The organism is Kitasatospora sp. NPDC056076 (assembly GCF_042266305.1).
Taxonomy (GTDB): domain Bacteria; phylum Actinomycetota; class Actinomycetes; order Streptomycetales; family Streptomycetaceae; genus Kitasatospora.
The window spans coordinates 34,905-56,383 of record NZ_JBHJWG010000006.1 but is presented as its reverse complement, the minus strand read 5'-3'; the positions used below and the strand labels follow the sequence as shown (position 1 = coordinate 56,383).

Below are 21,479 nucleotides of genomic sequence, written 5' to 3'. Positions count from 1 at the left end.
CGGGCCCAGGTGGTCTCCTTGGTCGGGGAAAGACCACCCGGCGGAACTCCGGCCGTCCTGCCACTCGGTCGGCGCGCGGTTCGTGCCGCGCGCCGACCTCTCGCTCGGCTGAGGCTCAGGCTCAGCCGAGGCGCGCGACCAGGCTCCGGTACTCGTCCCACAGCTCCTTCGGGGTGTGGTCGCCGAACAGCTCCAGGTGGGCCGGCACCAGCGCGGCCTCCTGGCGCCAGATGTCGGCGTCCACGGTGAAGAGCAGGTCGAGGTCCTCCTCGGACAGCTTGAGGTCACCCAGGTCGAAGCCCTCGACCTTCGGCAGCACGCCGATCGGGGTCTCGACGCCGTCGGCGGTGCCCTCCAGGCGCTCGACGATCCACTTGAGCACGCGGCTGTTCTCGCCGTAGCCGGGCCAGACGAACTTGCCCTCGGTGTTCTTGCGGAACCAGTTGACGTAGTAGATCTTCGGCAGCTTGGCGGCGTCCGCCTGGGCGCCGACCTCCAGCCAGTGGGCGAAGTAGTCGCCCATGTTGTAGCCGCAGAACGGCAGCATCGCGAACGGGTCGCGGCGCAGCTCGCCGACGGTGCCCTCGGCGGCGGCGGTCTTCTCGGAGGCGATGTTGGCGCCCAGGAAGACGCCGTGCTGCCAGTCGAAGGACTCGGTGACCAGCGGGACGGCGGTGGCCCGGCGGCCGCCGAACAGGATCGCCGAGATCGGCACGCCCGCCTGGTCCTCCCACTCGGGGGCGATGGTCGGGCACTGCGCGGCCGGGACGGCGAAGCGGGCGTTCGGGTGGGCGGCGGGGGTGCCGGACTCGGGGGTCCAGTCGTTGCCGCGCCAGTCGGTGAGGTGCGCCGGGGGCTCCTCGGTCAGGCCCTCCCACCACACGTCGCCGTCGTCGGTGAGGGCGACGTTGGTGAAGACGGTGTTGCCCCAGAGGGTGTCGATGGCGTTGGCGTTGGTGTCCACGCCGGTGCCGGGGGCGACGCCGAAGAAGCCGGCCTCGGGGTTGATGGCGTAGAGGCGGCCGTCCGCGCCGAAGCGCATCCAGGCGATGTCGTCGCCGATGGTCTCGACCTTCCAGCCCGGGATGGTCGGCTGGAGCATGGCCAGGTTGGTCTTGCCGCAGGCCGACGGGAAGGCGGCCGCGACGTACTTGACCTCACCGGACGGCGGGGTGAGCTTGAGGATGAGCATGTGCTCGGCCAGCCAGCCCTCGTCGCGGGCCATGGTCGAGGCGATGCGCAGCGCGTAGCACTTCTTGCCGAGCAGGGCGTTGCCGCCGTAGCCGGAACCGAAGGACCAGATCTCCCTGGTCTCCGGGAAGTGCGAGATGTACTTGGTGCTGTTGCACGGCCACGGCACGTCCGCCTCGCCCTCGGCGAGCGGGGCGCCGACGGTGTGCACGGCCTTGACGAAGTCCCCGTCCTCGCCGAGCTGCTCCAGCACGGCCTTGCCCATGCGGGTCATCACGCGCATCGACACCGCGACGTAGGCGGAGTCGGTGATCTCGACGCCGTACGCGGCCAGCGGGGAGCCGACCGGGCCCATCGAGAAGGGCACGACGTACATCGTGCGGCCCTTCATCGCGCCGCGGAACAGGCCCTGCTCGCCCTGGAAGACCTCGCGCATCTCGGCGGGGGCCTTCCAGTGGTTGGTCGGTCCGGCGTCCTTCTCCTGCTCGGAACAGATGAAGGTGCGGTCCTCCACGCGCGCGACGTCGGACGGGTCCGAGGCGGCGTAGTAGGAGTTGGGGCGCTTCTCCTCGTTCAGCTTCTTGAAGGTGCCCTGAGCCACCAGCAGGTCCGCGAGGCGCTGGTACTCCTCGTCGGAACCGTCGCACCACTCGATGCGGTCCGGCTGGGTGAGCTCGGCGATCTCGCTCACCCAAGCGAGCAGCTGCTTGTGGCGGGTGGGCGCGGATGCGCTGAGAGCAGAGATCTCGTACGACACGATCGCTCCGTTTCACGCCGTCCCGGCGGGGAGACGGCGTAGCGGGGGTCTGAGGGTGCTTGCAGCGTAGACCCGGCTATTGGCCTCCAACGCGGCACTGCGGCGAAATTGACGCATCTTTTACTACAGTAAGTACGATTACCGGCCAGTAGCCCGTCCCTCACGTCCGAGCCGGAGTGTGCGGCGCCACACTCCGATTGCTCCAAAACGTCCAAGAGTGATGAGCACCACTTCCTTACGCGTCAGTAACCTACGGTGCCGTAGGTAGCAGGTAGCATGCTGCCCATGACTGCTGCTGCGCTCGCGGAGAGCACTGGGGAGGACCCGGCCGAGCGCCGGGAGGACAAGCCGAAGTGGCGCGGCTGGCTGCACGCCGGGATGTTCCCCGCCACCGTCGCCGCCGGGATCGTGCTGATCTGCCTGGCCGACTCCACACCGGCCAAGATCGCCTGCGCGGTCTACTCGGTCAGCGCCTGGCTGCTGTTCGGCGTCAGCGCGGTCTACCACCGCTTCGACTGGGGCCCGCGCGGGGACGCCGTGCTCCGGCGGCTGGACCACGCGAACATCTTCCTGATCATCGCGGGCACCTACACGCCGTTCACGATCCTGCTGCTCAACGGCGCCGACCAGCAGATACTGCTCTGGGTCGCCTGGGGCGGGGCGCTCGCCGGGATCGCCTTCCGGGTGTTCTGGGTCGGCGCGCCGCGCTGGCTGTACACCCCGGTGTACATCGCGCTGGGCTGGGCCGCCGCCTTCTTCCTGCCGGACTTCCTGCGCACCGGCGGGGTCGCCGTCCTGGTGCTGATGATCGTCGGCGGGGTGCTCTACAGCATCGGCGGCGTGGTGTACGGGCTCAAGCGGCCCAACCCCTCACCGCGCTGGTTCGGCTTCCACGAGGTGTTCCACGCCTTCACCCTCGGAGCCTTCATCGTCCAGTACGTCGGCGTCTCACTGGTGGCGTACAGCGCGGCCGGCTGAACCCGGCGCACCCCGACGGGCGGTCGTCCGGTCCGTGGACCGGGTGGCCGCCCGTTCGGCCGTCCAGGGCCGCTCGTACCCGGTGCGGGCCTGCGGGCGGCGCGGGTACGGCGGGTGGTCGGCGGCGCCCGGCTCCGGATCCGGCTCCGGGCCGACCACGTGCTGCGACCGTGCCCGCTGCGCCTCTTGGACCTGCTGCGTCTCCCTCGCCTGCTGCGTCTCCCGCGTCTGCTGCGCCTGCGACCGTGACCGCCCGGGGCGCACCGCCGCCGCGGACTCCGGCAGCACCGTCCCGGCCGCCGCTCCGACCCGGCCGCGCGCCTGCCGCTCGTCCAGCGCCTCCCGGGCCCGGCGGCAGCGCTCGCAGTGCGCGGCGTCCGGGATGCCGCGCCGCGGCCGGTGCCCGGCCCGGGACGGCCGCCGGTGCGTCGCCTGCCAGCGCCGGCCGACGTACACCATGACCAGCAGCGTCTCGATCCCGGCGACCACGAGCACCAGGGGCGCCCCGTTGATCAGGTAGGCCGCGACCACGGCCAGTGCGGAACCCACCACCACGGCCCCGCCCCACACCTGGGCACGCGCCTGCCTGTCGTCACTGTCGGCCACTTCGGCTCCCCTTTCCCGGCGCCGGGCTCGTGGTCGGCTCCTGCCGCCCCACCCCTTCTCCGCTCTCGGCACGCGTCCGGCCAGCACTGACCGATTGCCACATGGTATCTACCGACAGTCACCCGGAGCCGCCCCGGGGCGGCGAACGACAGATCAACGTTGCGTCAATTCCTTGTGCGGAAGCAGCACTTCCAGGACACACCACGGAGAGTGATCAGATCATCGCACCGCCTTCGAATTGACGGTCGGCCTCTTTTGAGAGTTACTGTCATTTGACAGAAGCTTTCTCGAACCGCAGTCCCTGGAGGTCTCCGTGCCCGCCGACCCGCGCCGCTGGCTCGCCCTGGTCGCCGTCGCCCTGAGCGTCCTGGTGATCAGCTTCGACATGACGATCCTCAACGTCGCCCTGCCCACCCTGGCCTCGCAGTTGCAGGCCACCACCGGGCAGCAGCAGTGGATCGTCGACGCCTACACCGTGGTCTTCGCCGCCGCGATGCTCCCGGCCGGCCTGCTCGGCGACCGCATCGGCCGCCGCCGCACGCTCACCGTCGGCCTCGCCCTGTTCGGACTCGCCTCCGCCGTCGGCATGCTCACCGACTCGCCCGGCACCCTGGTCGCCGCCCGCGCCGCGATGGGCCTGGCCGCCGCCCTGGTCATGCCGATGTCGCTGGCGGTCATCCCCGGGATCTTCCCGGCCGGCGAGCGCCGCCGGGCCACCGCGATCCTCTCCGCCGCGATCGCCGGCGGCGCCCCGCTCGGGCCGCTGATCGGCGGCCTGCTGCTCCAGCACTTCTGGTGGGGCTCGGTCTTCGCCGTCAACGTCCCGCTCACCGTGCTCGGCATGGTCGCCTGCCTCCTGCTGCTGCCCGAGACCCGCAACCCCGCCGCACCCCGGATCGACCTGCCCGCGACCGCCCTCGCCGCCACCGGCCTCGGCGCGCTCACCTACGGCATCATCGAGGGCTCCGACCGCGGCTGGGCCGACCTCCTGGTGCTCACCACCCTGGCCGGCTCGGTGGTGCTGCTCACCGCCCTGGTGCTGCGCAGCCGCCGCCGGAGCGATCCGATGCTCGACCTCGCCCTGCTCGCCGACCCGACCTTCCGCTGGTCCTCGGTCGCCGCCACCCTGATCTCACTCGTCCTGTTCGGCGCCTTCTTCGTCCTGCCGCTCTACTTCCAGAGCGTGCTCGGCACCGACGCCCTCGGCTCCGGACTGCGGCTGATGCCCATGATGCTCGGCCTGCTCGTCGCCGCCCGGCTCAGCGAACGGCTGGTGGCGCGGCTCGGCGCCCGCGCCGTGATCACCCTCGGCCTGGCCCTGCTCGCCGCCGCCCTGCTGTTCGGCAGCCGCACCGGCAGCGCCGACGGGTACGGGCGGGCCGCGCCCTGGCTCACCGTCCTCGGCCTCGGCATGGGCCTGGCCCTGATCACCGCCCAGGGCTCCGCCCTGATCACCCTGCCGCCCGCCCGGGCCGGCGTCGGCTCCGGACTGCTCCAGACCCTGCGGCAGGTCGGCGGCGCGATCGGGATCGCCGTCTTCGGCAGCCTGCTGGCCGGGTCCTACCGGGGCGCGCTGGACACCGGCGGGCTCCCCGCCGAGGCGGCGCACCGGGCCGGGGCGTCGGTGGTCGCCGCCGACGCCGTCGCCCGGGAGAGCGGGCGGCCGGCGCTCGCCGCCGCGGCACACGTGGCGTACGTGCACGGGATGGGGCTGGTCCTGCTGGTCGCCGGGCTGGTCGCGGCGTTCTCGGCGGTCCTGGTCGCGGCCCGGATGCCGGCCGGGGAACCCACCCGGGACACCCCCGCCGACCGGCCCGAACCCGCCACCGCCGGAGATCACCGATAATCGGGGCCATGAAGACCGAGCAGCCGACCGCGGCCCTCCCGGACGCCCCGACCAACCCGGTCCAGGCACTGCTGGAGGCGCCGCTGTCGCTGCGCGAGCGGAAGAAGTTGAAGACCCGGCAGACCGTGCGCCGCGAGGCCTACCGCCTGTTCGCCGAGCAGGGCTACGAGAACACCACGGTCGAGCAGATCGCCGCCGCCGCCGAGATCTCCCCCTCCACCCTCTTCCGGTACTTCGCCACCAAGGAGGACCTCGTCCTGACCGACGAGTACGACCCGGCGATGATCGCCGCCCTGCTCGCCCGGCCGGCCGACGAACCCTTCCTGCGGTCCTGCCGGGAGGCCCTCATCGGCCTGATCCGCGCCCTGCTCCAGCACGAACGCCAGGAACTGCTGACCCGGATGCGGCTGGTCACCGAGGTCCCCGCGCTGCGCGCCGGACTGTTCCGGACCGGCAACAGCCCGCACGAGCTGTACCTCTCCGTCCTCACCCGGCGGGCGGGCGTCGAGCACCCCACGTACGAGATGCGGGTCACGGCCGCCGCCATCGGCGCCGCCACCGCCGAGGCCGTGCTCCAGTGGGCCGCGCAGGACGGCCGGGAGGACATCGCCGACCTGGTCGACCGCACCTTCGCGCTGCTGGAGAGCGGCTTCGCCGGGGTATGAGCGCACAGTGACGTGACGGGGCCCGGCTCGATGGAGAGCCGGGCCCCGTCGCGGTCTCAGCGGTTGCCCCGCCTGCGCCGCAGTACCGCGCCGGCGCCCACCAGCGCGGTGGCGCCGAGCGCGGCGGCCGCCGTCACGGCCGGCAGCGCCGAGCCGCCGTCCGGCCCGGCTGCCGCGACCGGGGCAGCCTCGGCCGCCCCCGCGGCGTTCACCTCGTAGCCGCCGCCCTTGCCCTCCCGGTCGTACGCCGAGCCGGGCAGCTTGTCCCCGTACCGCTGGTGCACCAGCTGCTGGTACCCGGCCAGCGACACCCCGCCCGCGCCCACCGAGCGCCGGGCCTCGTCGTCCAGCGGCAGCACCCGGCCGTCGCGCAGCACGTACCAGGCGTTGACCTGCGGCTCCCGGAAGGCCGTACCGCCGCCGCTACCGGCCGCCTTCGCCGCGTAGTCGCTCTCGTCACCGCCGGAGGCGATGTTGACGACCCGCCAGGAGTCGCCCTGGCGGACCGTCCAGACCGAGGCGCTCTGCCCGTCCCCCGCGACCACCTTGCTCGCCGTGAACTCGGCCTTCGCCACCGGTGCGCCCGGGGTGCCTGACACGAAACCGGCGTCCAGGGTGTAGACCGGCACGGTGTCCCCGGCCAGGCGGGGCGCCGCGTCGCTCGCCGCCTTCGCCTCCTCGGCGGCACCGATGGTCAGTTGTCGGGTCGGCGGGACGCCCTTGCGGGCGAAGAAGTGGCCCACCTTGTCGAGCACCGCCGGGTCCTGGACGGCGCTGCGGGCCCCGGCCAGGTCGGCGGCGGGCACCGGTGCGGGTGCGCCCGCTGCGGGTGCGCCGGGTGCGTCGGCCTGCGCGGCCGGGGCGAGCGCCAGCGCGAGGCCGGCGGCGAGCAGGACGGTGACGGCGGCCCGGCGGGCCGTACTGAGCTCGGTCATGGTCGTCCTCACGCGCCGATCCGGTACAGGGAGTGGGTCCAGGAGAACGTGTTGTTGTTCACGTAGTACGAGTAGTCCGCCCAGTTGTAGCGGTAGTTGGACGGCCACGGGTCGCCCCAGTAGACCCAGTTGTTGCCGGTGTCGTACCCGTACAGGACGTGCATGTGCCCGCCGCCCGAGCTCCACTGGATGCGCGTCTCGATCGGACGGTTGGCGTCCACCTCGGACTGCACGGTGGTGTAGCGCAGGTACCCGGTGACGTACGAACCCGGGTTGATGCCGACCCAGTCCAGCCCGTTCTGCACGTCGGCCAGCGAGGCCTGGCTGTTGGGGCAGCTGGAGTCGACCGAGCGGCCGAACGCGGCGTTGCAGAACTGGTTCTGGCTGTAGTTGTAGCCGAACCAGGTGGCGATGGTGTTCCCGCTCGCCGCCCAGCACCAGTTGGTCTGCTGTTGCTGCTGCATGGTGATGTTGAGCTTCTTGAACGTGCCGGCCAGATCGGCCGTGCTGCCGGGCGCCGCCGCCGGGCGGGCCTGGTGCGCGGCCCGGTGGAGGGCGGGGGCGGGGGCGGCCGTGGGGGTGGCCGACGCCGGGGTGCTCACCGCGGCGGTCAGCGCCGGGCCCAGCACGCCCAGGGCCAGCAGCGAGACCGCACGGCGCAGCCGTATCCGTGGAACTGGCATGGGGGAATGCCTCCTTGCACGAGTGGAGCGAGGTGCTGTGGGGGGCGCGGTCCGGATCGCGCCCCGAGCATCGCGCCGCACTCCGGGCCCGGTCAACGGCCCCGGACCGGCCCCGACCGCGCTGTGAACGGGCCCGCGCGGATGTGAACCGCAGCCGGGAAACCCCGGCGCGAGCTGCCCGGACCGGTGACAAACCGCCGCCCGGATGTGAATATTCACGGTCAAAACCCGGAACCCGGTCCGCGCCCGCCAGGAGGCCGCCATCCACCGAAGCGACCCAGCCGACCTCGCCGCCGCCCTGCGCACCGGCCCGTTCCACCTCGCCCTGCGCACCGCCATCGCCACCCGCGGCCTCGCCCTGCACCGCATCCGCCGCCACCTCGCCCTGCGCGGCGTCAACGTCGGCCTCACCAGCCTCAGTTACTGGCAACAGGGGCGCCGCCGGCCCGAACGCCCCGAATCACTACGCGCCGTCGCCGCCCTCGAAGACGTCCTCGACCTCCCCGAGCACTCCCTCACCCGGCTCCTCGGCCCCCGCCGCACCGCCGCGGCCGCCGGACCCCCCGTCCGCCCCTACCGCGACCTGATCTCCCCACCCACCGCCGTCGACGGCCTGCTCGCCGTCCTCGCCGGCCCCCGCGACACCGGCCTGCACACCATCACCCACATCGAACGCATCCGCGTCGGCCCCGACCGCCAACTCACCCGCCGCGACTCCCAACACGCCCTGCGCGCCCACCGCGACGGCATCGACCGCTACCTCGCCCTCCACCAGGGCGACCCCGGCAGCGACACCGCCCTCGTCGGCGTCCGCGCCGAGGAGAACTGCCGCCCCGGCCGCATCCGCCGCGACCAGACCCACCACCTCCTCGCCGCCGAACTCCTCCTCGACCGCCGCCTGCGCGCCGGCGACACCCACCTCCTCGGCTACGGCTTCGACGACGCCCCCTCCCCCACCCCCAGCTGCGAGTACGTCCGCGGCTTCAACTCCGGCGCCGGCCAGTACGTCCTCCAGATCACCTTCCACCCCGCCGCCCTCCCCGTCCGCTGCCACCGCATCGCCCTCCACTCCCCCGGCGCAGCCCCGTACGAGACGGAGGAGTTGACCCTCGACGGCCACCACTGCGTCCACCTGGTAGCCACGGCGATCCGCCCGTGCATCCTGGGGATCCGCTGGGACTGGGAGTGAGGCGGCGAGGTCAGTGCGACCAGTACGGGTCGTCGACGTCGGGGGCGGGGGACCGGCCGGCCTCTCGCTCGCCGATCGGAGGGGCGCCGTAGTCCTGCTCGGACCGGTAGTACACCCCGAAGGCATCCGCGCTCAGGTCCACCGTCACGGCCGAGTCGGCGGTGACGGTCGTCACCGAGACCGTGAACAGGGTGCTCCCCCGCCCGGGGCAGTGAAGCTGGCTGTACTGCGTCGTCTGACTGCCCGTGGTGGTGTCGGAGCGCCGGCAATCCCCGCCCCAGAACTGCGTCATCCGGTCCAACAACACCGGAACCTTCGCGGGCACCACCTTCGTCCGGACCAACGCCACCTCACGGACGTCGGAGCGCAGGTTCGGCTCGCCGTCGGCGTGCTCCTGACGTCGGTCCACGATGTAGGAACCGCCGGAGTAGGCCAGCGGCGGGCTGATCGCTGCCATGGCCGCCCGCAGGGTCTCGTCGAGGTGCGCCTTCGCCTCACTCGGGCTCAGCAGGCCGGCGCCCCGGTCCATCAGGGCCATCGGGCCGTACCCGTTGTAGAACAGCCCCACCCCGGTGGCCAGGACGACCACCGCCGCCACGGAACAGCCCAGCGTGCGTCGCGGCCGCTTCACCCGCGTTGACCCTGCAGTGTGACGCCCCCGCTGCCCGTGACGACGGCCGCGATGTTGTCCAGCGAGGGCCCGCCCCGCCCGTTCAGGTACTTGGTGTGCGCATCGACGGGGTTGCCACGGCTCCAGTCGTCGACGGTGAAGCGGTTCGCACCGAAATGCTTGCTGGACGGGTCCCTGCCGTACCAGCGCTCGTCCGGGTCGAGGCTGAACTTCGACGGGGCGTGCGTCACGACGTCGTTGTCGGCGGCACCGACCCAGACGTGACCAGCGGGCATCCTGAGGTCGGCGGCCTTGTCCACACCGACACCCGGGCTGCCGATGAAGACCACGTCGTCCGGCGGCACGTAGTGCGACCCCGGCTGGGTGGCGAGCCTGGTCGCCTGACCGACCAGGTACGACCCGTAACTGTGCCCGACCGCGGTGACGTGCGGGGGCTGGGTGCCCTCGTGGCTCGCCCGCACTCCGCTCAGGAAGTTCGCGTACGCCGGGGCACCGTCCTTGCCCGCCTTCGTCGACGCGGCTCCGAAGTCCATTCCCGGCGAGTCGTAACCGAGCCAGACCACGGAGGCGACGGAATGGCCGGCCCGGGCCTTGCCGCTCGCGGCGCGGTAGAGGTTGAGACCGTTCTCCGCCTCGTTGGTCCCGTCGTTCTCGCCAGGCCCGAGGCTCGCCATGGTGGTGGTGATCCCCGGGACGTAGGCGGAGATGTCGGTGGCGGTGTCGGGGTTCCCGTAGGAGAGGATCGCCCGCCCCTGGCCCTCACTTCCGAGGCCGAGCAAGTAGATCGGCGGCTCCTTCCCCGTGTTCTCCGAAAGGCGCTTGTCGATGGGCCCGTAGAGCGCGAGGAAGTGCTTCTCGCCGGAGTTCAGCTCCCCCGGCTTCTTGTCCCTGATGTCCTTCATCAGATGGTCCAGTTGGTCGCGGTTCACCCTGTCCCGCACCTCCGCCGGAATGCCGTCCAGATTCCCGAGCACCTCCGGGTGGTGGCTGAGGAACCACTGCTGGCCCTGCGGGCCGAGCCCCTTCCACCAGGAGTTGACCTCGGTGGCAGGCGCGCCCTTGAGCGGCATGTTCCGCCGCCACTCCGGGTTGGACGCATCGCCGAACTGTTCCATGTACGCATCGGCGCCGGCCGTCTTCTCGTCCAGGCCCGACTTGTCCTTGGCGTGCCCGGCGAACCTGTTGAGCCCGGCGGTCAGGGCGTCGTCGGCCTCCGCCGCGTCGGCCAGCGCCTTGGCGATCTGCTTGCTGATCCCGTCGGCGGCCGTCCTCTGCTTGGCCTCCCAGTCCGGCGCCTGGTACGGGTTGGTCGACGCGGGCCAGCTCACGGCACCGGTGTCGCTGACCGTGAAGCCCTTCGCCTGCGCGTCCGACAGTGCGGTGGTGAGCCTGCCCTGGGCCAGCGTCATGGCATCGGCGCAGTCACGGATCTCCTTGCCGATCAGGCCGAGCTCCGTCACCGCCGCACGCATCTTGCCGGTGAAACCGTCGAGCACCGGCATCGCGGCGTCGGCCGCCGGCCCCGACCACTGGGAGCCGTGGGCCCGGTCGGCGGTCCCGCTCTTCCAGTCCGTGGCGTGTTGCGCCATGGCCTTGCACAACGTGTCGTACGCCCCTGCGGCCGTGTACAGGTCCGCCGGTCTGGCGTTCCTCAGGCTTGCGATGTCCATCCCCGCACCCCCTGTGTGCCCTGTGTCCCCCACGACACTCACAGCTACCATAGCGTCCGCGACCGACACGGCTGTCAGGGGGAAACCGCATGGGACAGGACCCGGGATTCACCGTCAAACCAGGCGAGTTGACCGCCGCCGGGAACAATGCGCTGACGGTCGCCGGGAAGGTCCCCGAGGAGACGGCGAAGCTCGCGGAGCCGAGCGCCACGGCCGCCGGGAGCCTGGCCGGGTGGCAGAGCGGGGCGGCGCTGACGGGGTGCGGCAGTGCGTGGAAGACCTTGCTGGACGGGCTCGCCACCGACATGAAGACCGCCGGGGGCCATCTGATCACTTGCGCGCACGACTACCGGAACACCGACCACCGGAACGCCGACCACCTGCCGCCACCGGCGGCGGCGTCCCACGACCCGTTCGAGACGAAGGTGGCCGGGGTGGCCGGCGTCCACCTCACCAGGGACGCGTGACGCCTTGCCGCGTTCCGCGCAACTCCGTTACGGCGTCCGGAAGTCCACCACCAGGCAGTCCTCCACCGGCCGGTAGCCGATCTGCTGGTAGATGGAGTTGCTGGTCGGGTTGGCGAGGTCGGTGTAGAGCAGCACCTCCTGCGCCCCCAGGCCGAGCACGTGGGCGGAGGCCGCCGCGGTGACGGCGCTGGCGTAGCCGCGGCCGCGGCGGTCGGCGGGGGTGTAGACCGGGCCGATGCGGGACATTCCGGCGAGCACGGGGCTGGCGCCGGCCAGGGCGACCGGGGTGCCCGCGTCCTCCCAGAGGTGGAGGCTGCCGGAGGCCAGCTTGTCGTCCACCGCCCGGGCCACGTCGGAGGGGGCGATCTCGACTTCGCGCAGGAACTCCTCGTACCAGCGGATCGCCAGTTCCCGGTCGGGCGGTCCGGCGAGCCGGGGCCGGCCGGCGGGCGGGCGCGGCGGGTCGGTGAGCCGGCCGAGCCGGTAGAGCCGCTCCTCGACCCGGACGGAGTGGTCGATGCCGGTGGCGGCCGTCCAGGCCTCGGCGAAGGCGCGGACCGGCTCGGCCCCGCCGCCGACTCCGGCGACCTCGGTGAACCCGGGGCCGGCCTCGGCCAGGCGGACCGCCAGCTCGGCGGCCAGGGCCGGTGGCATGGCGGAGAGCCGGGGGGCGAACGGCGGGGTCTGCAGGAAGGCGCCCTCGACCGGTCCGCCCGGTCCGGCCCGCCACCAGCCGAAGACCGGCGGCCGTTCCCCGAAGGCGTCGAGGCCGGCTCCGGCGAGCCGGTGGGCGACGGTGAGCAGGACGGTGTTCTCGGCCGGGCGGGTGGCCAGGAAGTCGCCCGCGTGGTGGCGGAAGTCGTCGAGCGAGGTGCTGAGCGTCCAGGTCATGGACCATCCTCACCCCGCTCGGCGCCCGTGCGCCAACGGTTATTCGCCCACGACTATTCGCCCACGGCCACGACGACGCCGAGCCGCTCGCCGAGCACCGCCGGATCGGTGGTGGGCGCCTCGCAGGCGAAGTGCCGGCAGACGTACGCCGCGGGCGCGCCGCCGACCAGCGGGCGGTCCGCCAGCAGCGGCACCTCGGCGGCGGCCTCGCCCGGCTCGCCGACCGCGACGACGGTGCCGGGCGCCGTCCCGAGCAGCGCGGCCCGGCGCAGCGCCGCGGTGGCCGGGTGGTCGGCCGGGCCGACGACGGCGACCTCGCGCGGCCCGTCGAGCAGGGCTTCGGCGACGGCGAGGCCCCAGCCGATGAACCGGGGGGCCCGGGCGGCCAGGGCGCCGACGATGCCGAGGGCGCGTTCGGCGGCGGTGCGGTGCCGCTCGGAGCCGGTGTACGCGGCGTAGCCGAGGAGGGCGCCGGCGGCGGCGGTCCAGCCGGAGGGGGTGGCGTTGTCGGTCGGGTCCTGGGGGCGGCGGATGAGTTCCTCGGCGTCGTCGGCGGTGTCGTAGAGGGCGCCGGAGTCCTCGTCGGTGAAGTGCTTGAGCACGGTGTCGAGCAGGCCGCCCGCCAGTTGGAGCCATTCCGCCTCGCCGGTGACGGCGTAGAGGGCGAGGAAGCCCTCGGCGGTGTCGGCGTAGTCCTCCAGGACACCGGCGTTGGTGCCGGGGCGGCCGTCCCGGGAGGTGCGCAGCAACCGGCCGTCGGGGGTGAGGTGGACGGCGAGCAGCAGGTCGGCGGCGCGTTCGGCGGCCTCGACGAGGTCGGGGCGCTCCAGCAGGGCGCCGGTCTCGGCGAGGGCGGCGATGGCGAGGCCGTTCCAGGCGGCGACCACCTTGTCGTCGCGGGCGGGTGCGGGCCGGGCCGCCCGGGCCTGGAGCAGCCGCTGCCGGATCTCCTCGTACTCGGCGAAGTCCACCGGGTCGGTGAGGAGTTGGAGCACGGAGGTGCCGTGTTCGAAGGTGCCGTCGGCGGTGACGGTGAACAGCCGGGCGGCGGTGGCCGCGTCGGCCGGGCCGAGCAGGTCGACCAACTGGCCGGGCTCCCACACGTAGTAGGCGCCCTCGGCGGAGGCGCCGGTCTCCTCGTCGAGGCTGTCGGCGTCCAGCGCGGACGCGAACGCGCCTTCGGGTGTGCGGAGTTCGCGCAGCAGGAAGTCGGCCGTGGACAGCGCGACCCGACGGGCGAGCGCGGAGCCGGTGGCCCGCCACAGGTGCAGGTAGGCGCGCAGCAGCAGGGCGTTGTCGTACAGCATCTTCTCGAAGTGCGGCACCACCCAGTCGGCGTCCACGGCGTAGCGGGCGAAGCCGCCGCCGAGCTGGTCGTGGATGCCGCCGCGGGCCATCGCCTCGGCGGTGCGGACGGCCATCTCCAGGGCGGCCTCGGAGCCGGTCCGGGCGTGGTGGCGGAGCAGGAACTCGATCACCATGGCCGGGGGGAACTTGGGGGCCCCGCCGAAGCCGCCACGGGCCTGGTCGAACTCCCGGCTGAGGGTGACCAGGGCCTGGTGCAGGTCTGCGTCGGCGGGCGGGTGGTGGGCGCCGGCCGAGTAGACGGCGGCGCGCTCCGCGAGGTCGGCCCGGATCCGCGCGGCGACCTCGCCGACCTCCTGCCGCCGGTCCCGCCAGGCCGCGTCCACGCCCTCCAGCACCTGCCGGAAGGACGGCATCCCGTGCCGCGGGGCGGGCGGGAAGTAGGTGCCGAAGTAGAACGGCTCCTTACCCGGCGTGAGGAAGACCGTCATCGGCCACCCGCCCTGCCCGGTCGCCGCCTGCACGGCCTCCATGTACACCGCGTCGACGTCCGGCCGCTCCTCCCGGTCCACCTTGACCGCGACGAACCGCTCGTTCAGGTACCCGGCGAGCTCCGCGTCCTCGAAGCTCTCGTGCGCCATCACATGACACCAGTGACAGGCCGCGTAGCCGACGCTCAGCAGCACCGGCACCCCCCGCCGCTCGGCCTCCGCGAAGGCCTCCGGCCCCCAGGGCCACCAGTCGACCGGATTGTCGGCGTGCTGCAGCAGGTACGGCGAGGTCGCGTCCGCGAGACGGTTCGGCATGGCCCCCATCCTCCCGCACGACGGGCCCCGCAGGCGTCAGGCCGCCCCGCCGGGCCGGCTTCCCCCGGGGCCGGGCCGGCGGCGCGTCGCGCCCTCGCCCGGGGCCGTGGGGCCCCGGGCGGGAGGGGCTACTCCTTGGGGGCTTCCGGCTCCTCCGTGAAGTTGACCTTCTTGAACTGGCGGTTCATCGACTTGGCCAGGAACCACGTCGCCACGCCGAGGGCGGCGAAGACGACGAAGCCGAGGAGACCGGGGGTGACCTTGGCGTCGTCGACGGCGAGGTCAGCGGCGAGGTGGACGAGGTTCACGGGGGCGCTCATATCTCTATGGTGGCCCGGCTCACGCCGAGCCGGGCCGTCGGGGGTGGGTCAGTCGCGCGCGTCGGCGGCCTCGGCCGCCAGCGTGGGGGTGCGCAGTCCGGCGAACAGGTCGTCCTCCGGGAGGTCCACGTCGATCAGGGTACGGGCGAGCTCGTAGTCCTCGGTGGGCCAGACCTCGCGCTGGACGTCGAGCGGGACGCGGAACCACGGGCCGTCCGGGTCGATCTGGGTGGCGTGGGCGATCAGCGCGCGGTCGCGGGTCTCGAACCAGTCGTCGCAGCGCACCCGGGTGGTGATCTCGCGCTCCTGGCGGCCGCTCTTCTCCCAGCCCGCGATCCACTCGCCGTACGGGGAGTCGTGCCCGTGCTCGGTGAGGTACTGGTGCAGGGCGCGGATGCGGCCCATCGGGAAGCCGTGGTTGTAGTAGAGCTTGAGCGGCTGCCAGGGCTCGCCGGCCTCGGGGTAGGCGTCCGGGTCGCCGGCGGCGTCGAAGGCCAGCATGGTGATCTTGTGGGTCATGATGTGGTCCGGGTGCGGGTAGCCGCCGTTCTCGTCGTAGGTCGTGATGACCTGCGGCTTGAACTCACGGATCAGCCGGACCAGCGGCTCGGCCGCCTCCTTGACGTCCTCCAGGGCGAAGCAGCCCTCGGGCAGCGGGGGCAGCGGGTCGCCCTCCGGCAGGCCGGAGTCCACGAAGCCCAGCCAGGCCTGCTTGACGCCGAGGATCGCCCGCGCCTCGTCCATCTCCTTGCGGCGCACCTCGTGGATGTTCTCCTCGACGTACGGGTCCCCCTGCAGCTTGGGGTTGAGGACCGACCCGCGCTCGCCCCCCGTGCAGGTGGCCACGAGCACGTCCACACCGTGCTCGACGTACATGGCCATGGTGGCCGCGCCCTTGCTGGACTCGTCGTCCGGGTGGGCGTGCACCGCCATCAGTCGCAACTGCTCAGTCAACGCCTTGCGTTCCTTCCACATCGTCGGGCGTTCCGCGAAGTCCGGTCTGCCCACCGTACGAACCGCTCACTTCGGGACCACGTCGCCGCGGGGCCGGCCTGCGGCAGGTCTCCGGCACGGCCGGGCCCCGCCCCCGCCGGACCGGCCGCGGGCGTGCCCCTCCTATAGTGACGGAATGGAGGTCCGTCGCATTCCCCCGCACCACCCGCGCGGCTCCTCCCGAGGAGAGGACGGAGTCCGATGACTGCACAGAGCACCGCGACGCAGCTGCCCGAGGGGCGCTACGGCCGGAGGGGCGACGGCGAGTCGGACCGTCGGCTCAAGGTGGTCGGCGCGGTCTGCGGCGTGCTCGGCCTGGGGCTGATCGCCTGGCTGGGCGGCTCCTACCTGCTGCGCGAGTCGAAGATCAACGGCTCGGTGCCGACCTTCCAGGTGCTCTCCGACTCTGAGGTGCAGCTGCACCTCAGCGTGCGCAAGAGCGACGGGACGGCCGGCACCTGCACGGTCCGTTCGCAGGGCGACGACCACGGGGTGGTCGGGGTGGCCGACTTCCCGGTCCCCGCGGCCGGGTCCAGCTACGAGGCCACCGTCACCCTGCGCACCACCGCCCGCGGCACCACCGCCGAGCTGCTCGGCTGCACCCCGGCGAAGTAACGGCGCGGCACGCGGAGTCCACCCGGCGGAGCAGCGGGGACGTGGCGGGGCCGTGGCGGGAAAGCGGCCGGAACGCAGCGGGTACGCATACTCACCCGCCGGAACGGGCATCCGTAGGAAGTCCCGCAGCCGGTTGCCGTACACCGTGGCGCAACGCCACCGTCAATGCCGCGCCAACGCCTCTCCCGCTTGTCCGCAGGACTTGTTAGGCTCGTGGTTTCGCCCCTTCCGCACCGGATGGTACGGGAGCGGGCGTTGCTTTGTAGTTACGACCAATATCATCGTCGACCCTGCTGACGACTCACACCCTCAGCTCAGCCCCAGCACCTACGAGGAGCACCCGTGACCCAGACCAGCGAGAACGTGACCTGGCTCACTCAGGCCGGCTACGACCAGCTCAAGGCCGAGCTGGATCACCTGACCGGGCCCTGGCGCATCGAGATCGCCCAGAAGATCGAGGCGGCGCGCGAGGAGGGCGACCTCAAGGAGAACGCCGGCTACCACGCGGCGAAGGAGGAGCAGGGCAAGCAGGAGCTGCGCATCCGCCAGCTGACCCAGCTGCTGGAGCGCGCCAAGGTTGGCGAGGCCCCGGCCGACTCCGGCGTGGTGGCCCCGGGCATGGTCGTCACGGTCGCGTTCGACGGTGACGAGGACGACCTGATGGAGTTCCTGCTCGCCTCGCGCGAGGTCGCGGGCGCCGACGCCGTCGACGTCTACTCGCCGCAGTCGCCGCTGGGCCGCGCGATCGACGGCAAGAAGATCGGTGACGAGGCCACCTACGAGCTGCCGAACGGCAAGCCCGCCATGGTGAAGATCGTCAAGGTCGTGCCGCACGCCGGCTGACCCGGCCCCGAGCAGCACCGCCGGAGGGCGGTTGCGGAGTCCGTAGGGGACTCCGCAACCGCCCTCACGCCTCTCCGGCCGACGGAAGCGGAACCCGGAGCCGGAGCGGAACCCGGAGCCGGACCGTAAGCCGAAAGCGCAGCCGCGGCCGCGCCCCTCAGCCCGCCGCCGAGCGGTACTTGCGCACCGACAGCCACGAGAACACCGCCGTGATCACCACCGACCACAGCACCGACACCAGCGCCGCGTGCTGCATCGGCCAGGCGCTGTCCACCGGGCCGACCTGGTTGCCGAAGAGGTCCCGGCAGGCCTGCACGGTCGCGCTGAACGGGTTCCAGTAGGCGACGCCCTGCAGCCACCCCGGCATCGAGCTGACCGGCACGAAGGCGTTGGAGATGAAGGTCAGCGGGAACAGCCAGATCAGCCCGGCCGAGGTGGCCGCCTCGGGGCTGCGCACCGAGAGGCCGATCAGCGCGCCGATCCAGGAGAAGGCGTAGCCGAGCAGGAGCAGCAGCCCGAAGGCGCCGAGCGCCTTGAGCACCCCCTCGTGGATCCGCCAGCCGACCAGCAGCGCGACCAGCGCCAGCACGACGAGCGTGAAGGCGGTCTGGCACAGGTCCGCGAGGGTACGGCCGACCAGCACCGCGGAGCGGGCCATCGGCAGCGAGCGGAAGCGGTCCACCAGGCCCTTGGTCATGTCCTCCGCGATGCCGGCCGAGGCGCCGGCGACGGCGAAGGTGACGGTCTGGGCGAAGATGCCGGCCATCAGGAACTGGATGTACGTGTGGGAGCTGGAGTTCGTCCCGGGGATCTTGATCGCCCCGCCCATGACGTACGAGAACAGCAGCACGAACATGACCGGCTGCATGAGCCCGAACACCACGATCTCGGGGATCCGGGACATCCTGCGCAGGTTGCGCTTGGCGACCACCCAGGAGTCGTGCAGGGTCGCGGACAGGCCCCGGCGGGGCGTCGGCATGGCCGCGCCGATGGCGTGCTCGGTGGAGGTGCTCATCTCAGCGCTCCGTTCCGGCCGCGACGGCCTGCTGCTCGTCGGGCCCCTGGCCCCCGCCGTCGGCACCGTCCGCGCCGCCCGCGCCGCCGCCCGAGGAGCCGCGGCCGCGACCGCCCCGGCCGCGGCTCTTGGCACCGCCGCCGTCCTCCTCGGCCGACTCGGCGATGTGCCCGGTGAGGGTGAGGAAGACGTCGTCCAGGGTGGGGCGGCGCAGGCCGATGTCGTCGATCTCGATGCCCCGGCCGTCCAGTTCGCGGATCACGTCGGCGAGCACCCGGGCGCCGCCGCTGACCGGCACGGTGATCCGCCGGGTGTTCTTCTCCACCGCGGGCTCGCCCAGCGCGTACCCGGACAGGGCCGCGACCGCGTCCGTGACCAGGCCCGGGTCGTGCACCACGACCTCGATCCGCTCGCCGCCGATCTGCGCCTTGAGCTGGTCGGCGGTGCCGCGGGCGATCACCCGGCCGTGGTCGACCACCGCGATGTCGTGGGCGAGCCGGTCGGCCTCCTCCAGGTACTGGGTGGTGAGCAGCAGCGTGGTGCCCTGCTCGACCAGGGTCTCGATGACCTCCCAGAGCGCGAGCCGGTTGCGCGGGTCGAGCCCGGTGGTCGGCTCGTCGAGGAACATCACCGGCGGCCGGACGACCAGCGCGGCGGCGAGGTCGAGGCGGCGGCGCATGCCCCCGGAGTAGGTCTTGGCGGTGCGGTCCTTGGCCTCGGTGAGGTTGAACCACTCCAGCAGCTCCAGCGCGCGGGCCTTCGCGCTGCGGGTGCTCATCTGGTAGAGCTCGCCGACCATGGTGAGGTTCTCGAAGCCGGTCAGGTACTCGTCGACCGCCGCGTACTGGCCGGACAGCCCGATCAGGCTGCGGACCTTGTTGGGGTGCTTGAGGACGTCGACCCCGGCGACCACCGCGTGGCCGGAGTCGGGACGGAGCAGGGTGGTGAGGACGCGCACGGTGGTGGTCTTCCCGGCGCCGTTCGGGCCGAGCAGCCCGAGCACCGTGCCCTCGGGGACGTCGAGGCTGACGCCGTCCAGGGCTCGTACGTCGCCGAAGGTCTTCACCAGGTTCTCGGCTTGGATGGCTGGCGCCATGGCCTGCCTCATCTCCTCGGACGAATGGAGCGATCTGTCCCACTTTGCCCCCCGTTCGGGCGCGTGGGCGACTCGGTTCTCGGCCGCTGACACAGAACGCGATGTATCGCGATCCTGGCAACTCGCGATACATCGCGTCAAGCGAATTCGGGGAACCGCCCGCGGGGGCTCAGCCGGAGACCACGTACCCCGCGTCCCTCAGCTCCCCCACCACCAGCGCGCAGTGCTCCGGCCCCTTGGTCTCCAGGTGCAGGTCCACCTCGACCTCGGTGAGCCCCAGCCGGGGGTCGATCCGGACGTGCGCGACGTCCAGCACGTTGGCGTCCACCCTGGTCAGCACCCCCAGCAGGTCCGCCAGCGAGCCCGGCTTGTCCGCCAGCCGCACCCGCAGCGACAGGTAGCGCCCGGCCGCCGCCAGCCCGTGCCGCAGCACCCGCTGCATCAGCTGCGGGTCGATGTTGCCGCCGGAGAGCACCGCCACCACCGGGCCCTCGAACGAGTCCGGCTGCTCCAGCAGCGCCGCGATCGGGGCCGCCCCGGCCGGTTCGACCACCAGCTTGAGCCGCTCCAGGCCGAGCAGCAGGGCCCGGGACAGCGCGTCCTCGGAGACCGTGCGGATACCGTCCGCCAAGGTGTTGACCACCTCGAACGGGATGTCCCCGGGGCGCCCGACCATGATCCCGTCGGCCATCGTGGCGAACTGCTCCAGCGAGACCGGCCGCCCGGCCGCCAGCGAGGGCGGGTACGCGGCCGCGGCCGCCGCCTGCACCCCGACCACCCGGACGTCCGGCCGCAGCGGCTTGACCGCCGCCGCGATCCCGGCCAGCAGCCCGCCGCCGCCCACCCCGACCAGGATGGTGCGCACCTCGGGGCACTGCTCCAGGATCTCCAGGCCGACGGTCGCCTGGCCGGTGACCACGTCCCAGTGGTCGAAGGGGTGGATGAACACCGCGCCGGTCGCCTCCGCGTACCGCTGCGCGGCCTGCAGCGCCTCGTCGACGGTGGTGCCGTGCAGCCGGACCTCGGCGCCGTACTCGCGGGTGGCGGCGACCTTCGGCAGCGGCGCCGCGACCGGCATGAACACGGTCGAGCGCACCCCCAGCAGCGAGGCCGCCAGGGCCACCCCCTGGGCGTGGTTCCCGGCGCTCGCCGCGACCACCCCGCCGGCCCGCTGCACCGGCGAGAGCCCCGCGATCCGCACGTACGCCCCGCGCAGCTTGAAGGAGCCGGTGCGCTGGAGGTTCTCGCACTTGAGGTGGACCGGCGCGCCGATCAGCCCGGACAGGTGGCGGCTGCCCTCCATCGGGGTCACCCGGGCGACCCCGGCGAGCATCTTCTGGGCGCCGCGGACGTCGTCGAGGGTGATCGGCCAGTTGTGCATGATCCCAGCCTAGGGGCCAACCCGGGACGTCGGGCCTGTTCCCGGGCCCGCTCCGCCCGCGTACGCTGCTGCTTCTGAGCTTCTCTCACCGCATGACGATCGTGAGCCGCGATGACGACGACCTCGCCCCAGGCCACCGACCGAACCGAGCCCGTCCACACCCAACTCCAGTACCAGCTGGCGGTGTTCGCCCGCCGGATGGAACAGGTCCGGACCTCCGGCGGCGGCGTGGCCGTGCTGGACCGGGCCGCCTACCTGCTGCTCGACCGCCTGGAGCGGCACGGGCCGGCCAACGTCAAGGCGCTGGCCGACGCGCTCGGCGTGGACTCCTCCACGGTGACCCGCCAGGTCGCCCCGCTGGTCGCGGCCGGGCTGGTCGGCCGGGTGCAGGACCCGGCCGACCGCCGCGCGGTACGGCTCGCGCTGACCGCCTGCGGCACCGGCCGACTCGCCGAAGTCCGGGACGGCCGGGCCGAGTTGACCCGCCGCCTGACGGCCGACTGGCCGCCCGAGGAGCAACAGGCGTTCTGCGCCCTGCTGGCCCGCTTCAACCTCGCGATGGAGTCGTACACGGCGGACCAGCAGAGCCACTGACC

Annotated in this window: 21 protein-coding genes; 8 read left to right on the top strand and 13 right to left on the bottom strand. The window is 72.7% G+C overall.

All coding sequences use genetic code 11. The annotated features are described in order from the left end of the window. Positions 1 to 121 precede the first annotated feature (121 nt). On the bottom strand, positions 122 to 1,948 hold the full coding sequence (locus tag ACFC1T_RS07040) for a phosphoenolpyruvate carboxykinase (GTP) (RefSeq protein ID WP_375884595.1): 1,827 nt from the start codon (positions 1,946 to 1,948) through the stop codon (positions 122 to 124). A gap of 285 nt (positions 1,949 to 2,233) precedes the next feature. On the opposite strand from ACFC1T_RS07040, the gene ACFC1T_RS07035 reads away from it, so the two are divergent. Next, positions 2,234 to 2,926: a hemolysin III family protein gene (locus ACFC1T_RS07035; protein WP_375884593.1), complete on the top strand. Its 693-nt coding sequence runs from the start codon at positions 2,234 to 2,236 to the stop codon at positions 2,924 to 2,926. Here the strand turns inward: ACFC1T_RS07035 and ACFC1T_RS07030 are convergent. Continuing rightward, complete coding sequence (locus ACFC1T_RS07030; protein WP_375884591.1) at positions 2,897 to 3,532, bottom strand: hypothetical protein; 636 nt, start codon at positions 3,530 to 3,532, stop codon at positions 2,897 to 2,899. The two genes, ACFC1T_RS07035 and ACFC1T_RS07030, sit on opposite strands and share 30 nt — an antisense overlap. Positions 3,533 to 3,845: 313 nt before the next feature. On the opposite strand from ACFC1T_RS07030, the gene ACFC1T_RS07025 reads away from it, so the two are divergent. Both ACFC1T_RS07025 and ACFC1T_RS07020 read left to right on the top strand, forming a co-directional pair. Further along, positions 3,846 to 5,378: an MFS transporter gene (locus ACFC1T_RS07025; protein WP_375884590.1), complete on the top strand. Its 1,533-nt coding sequence runs from the start codon at positions 3,846 to 3,848 to the stop codon at positions 5,376 to 5,378. An 8-nt stretch (positions 5,379 to 5,386) separates the two neighbouring features. Next, entirely contained in the window at positions 5,387 to 6,043 is a 657-nt protein-coding gene (locus tag ACFC1T_RS07020; protein ID WP_375884587.1) for a TetR/AcrR family transcriptional regulator, read from the top strand. A 56-nt stretch (positions 6,044 to 6,099) separates the two neighbouring features. Here the strand turns inward: ACFC1T_RS07020 and ACFC1T_RS07015 are convergent, their stop codons facing one another. Together ACFC1T_RS07015 and ACFC1T_RS07010 are read right to left on the bottom strand one after the other, a co-directional pair. Next, entirely contained in the window at positions 6,100 to 6,978 is an 879-nt protein-coding gene (locus tag ACFC1T_RS07015) for a hypothetical protein (RefSeq protein ID WP_375884585.1), read from the bottom strand. An 8-nt stretch (positions 6,979 to 6,986) separates the two neighbouring features. Beyond that, positions 6,987 to 7,661: a papain-like cysteine protease family protein gene (locus ACFC1T_RS07010; RefSeq protein WP_375884583.1), complete on the bottom strand. Its 675-nt coding sequence runs from the start codon at positions 7,659 to 7,661 to the stop codon at positions 6,987 to 6,989. 262 nt (positions 7,662 to 7,923) lie between these two features. On the opposite strand from ACFC1T_RS07010, the gene ACFC1T_RS07005 reads away from it, so the two are divergent. After that, positions 7,924 to 8,850, top strand: coding sequence for a hypothetical protein (locus tag ACFC1T_RS07005; RefSeq protein ID WP_375884874.1), 927 nt, complete (start codon positions 7,924 to 7,926; stop codon positions 8,848 to 8,850). Positions 8,851 to 8,860: 10 nt separating this feature from the next. On the opposite strand, the gene ACFC1T_RS07000 is transcribed toward ACFC1T_RS07005, so the two are convergent. Next, on the bottom strand, positions 8,861 to 9,481 hold the full coding sequence (locus tag ACFC1T_RS07000; RefSeq protein ID WP_375884581.1) for a hypothetical protein: 621 nt from the start codon (positions 9,479 to 9,481) through the stop codon (positions 8,861 to 8,863). After that, complete coding sequence (locus tag ACFC1T_RS06995) at positions 9,478 to 11,070, bottom strand: alpha/beta hydrolase (RefSeq protein ID WP_375884579.1); 1,593 nt, start codon at positions 11,068 to 11,070, stop codon at positions 9,478 to 9,480. Before ACFC1T_RS06995 ends, ACFC1T_RS07000 begins: the two co-directional genes overlap by 4 nt. Before the next feature lie 170 nt (positions 11,071 to 11,240). Between ACFC1T_RS06995 and ACFC1T_RS06990 the strand changes: the two genes are divergently transcribed. After that, positions 11,241 to 11,618: a hypothetical protein gene (locus ACFC1T_RS06990; protein ID WP_375884576.1), complete on the top strand. Its 378-nt coding sequence runs from the start codon at positions 11,241 to 11,243 to the stop codon at positions 11,616 to 11,618. A gap of 27 nt (positions 11,619 to 11,645) precedes the next feature. Here ACFC1T_RS06990 and ACFC1T_RS06985 read toward each other — a convergent pair whose 3' ends face one another. The 4 genes from ACFC1T_RS06985 to mca form a co-directional block, all read right to left on the bottom strand. Continuing rightward, positions 11,646 to 12,509 carry a GNAT family N-acetyltransferase gene (locus ACFC1T_RS06985; RefSeq protein WP_375884574.1) on the bottom strand — a complete coding sequence of 288 codons (864 nt, stop codon included), beginning with the start codon at positions 12,507 to 12,509 and terminating at the stop codon, positions 11,646 to 11,648. Between the two features lie 53 nt (positions 12,510 to 12,562). Then, positions 12,563 to 14,620: a thioredoxin domain-containing protein gene (locus tag ACFC1T_RS06980; protein ID WP_375884572.1), complete on the bottom strand. Its 2,058-nt coding sequence runs from the start codon at positions 14,618 to 14,620 to the stop codon at positions 12,563 to 12,565. 128 nt (positions 14,621 to 14,748) lie between these two features. Next, positions 14,749 to 14,940 (bottom strand): hypothetical protein, encoded by a 192-nt coding sequence (locus ACFC1T_RS06975; protein ID WP_375884569.1) that lies wholly within the window; start codon positions 14,938 to 14,940, stop codon positions 14,749 to 14,751. A gap of 48 nt (positions 14,941 to 14,988) precedes the next feature. Further along, on the bottom strand, positions 14,989 to 15,894 hold the full coding sequence (gene mca / locus ACFC1T_RS06970; protein ID WP_375884567.1) for a mycothiol conjugate amidase Mca: 906 nt from the start codon (positions 15,892 to 15,894) through the stop codon (positions 14,989 to 14,991). 240 nt (positions 15,895 to 16,134) lie between these two features. Between mca and ACFC1T_RS06965 the strand changes: the two genes are divergently transcribed. Together ACFC1T_RS06965 and greA are read left to right on the top strand one after the other, a co-directional pair. Next, a complete protein-coding gene (locus tag ACFC1T_RS06965; RefSeq protein WP_375884564.1) occupies positions 16,135 to 16,548 on the top strand; it encodes a DUF4307 domain-containing protein in 414 nt (137 codons plus the stop codon). Between the two features lie 342 nt (positions 16,549 to 16,890). Next, the gene (gene greA, locus ACFC1T_RS06960) at positions 16,891 to 17,391 is read left to right on the top strand and encodes a transcription elongation factor GreA (protein ID WP_375884562.1); all 501 of its coding nucleotides are present in this window, start codon (positions 16,891 to 16,893) and stop codon (positions 17,389 to 17,391) included. A gap of 157 nt (positions 17,392 to 17,548) precedes the next feature. Here greA and ACFC1T_RS06955 read toward each other — a convergent pair whose 3' ends face one another. The 3 genes from ACFC1T_RS06955 to ilvA all read right to left on the bottom strand — a co-directional run bounded on the left by ACFC1T_RS06955 (position 17,549) and on the right by ilvA (position 20,883). Then, complete coding sequence (locus ACFC1T_RS06955; protein WP_375884559.1) at positions 17,549 to 18,406, bottom strand: ABC transporter permease; 858 nt, start codon at positions 18,404 to 18,406, stop codon at positions 17,549 to 17,551. Between the two features lies 1 nt (position 18,407). Then, entirely contained in the window at positions 18,408 to 19,502 is a 1,095-nt protein-coding gene (locus tag ACFC1T_RS06950) for an ATP-binding cassette domain-containing protein (RefSeq protein WP_375884556.1), read from the bottom strand. A gap of 169 nt (positions 19,503 to 19,671) precedes the next feature. Next, positions 19,672 to 20,883: a threonine ammonia-lyase gene (gene ilvA, locus ACFC1T_RS06945; protein ID WP_375884554.1), complete on the bottom strand. Its 1,212-nt coding sequence runs from the start codon at positions 20,881 to 20,883 to the stop codon at positions 19,672 to 19,674. Positions 20,884 to 20,994: 111 nt separating this feature from the next. Here ilvA and ACFC1T_RS06940 point away from each other — a divergent pair, with 111 nt between their 5' ends. Continuing rightward, the gene (locus ACFC1T_RS06940) at positions 20,995 to 21,477 is read left to right on the top strand and encodes a MarR family winged helix-turn-helix transcriptional regulator (protein ID WP_375884552.1); all 483 of its coding nucleotides are present in this window, start codon (positions 20,995 to 20,997) and stop codon (positions 21,475 to 21,477) included. Positions 21,478 to 21,479 lie beyond the last annotated feature (2 nt).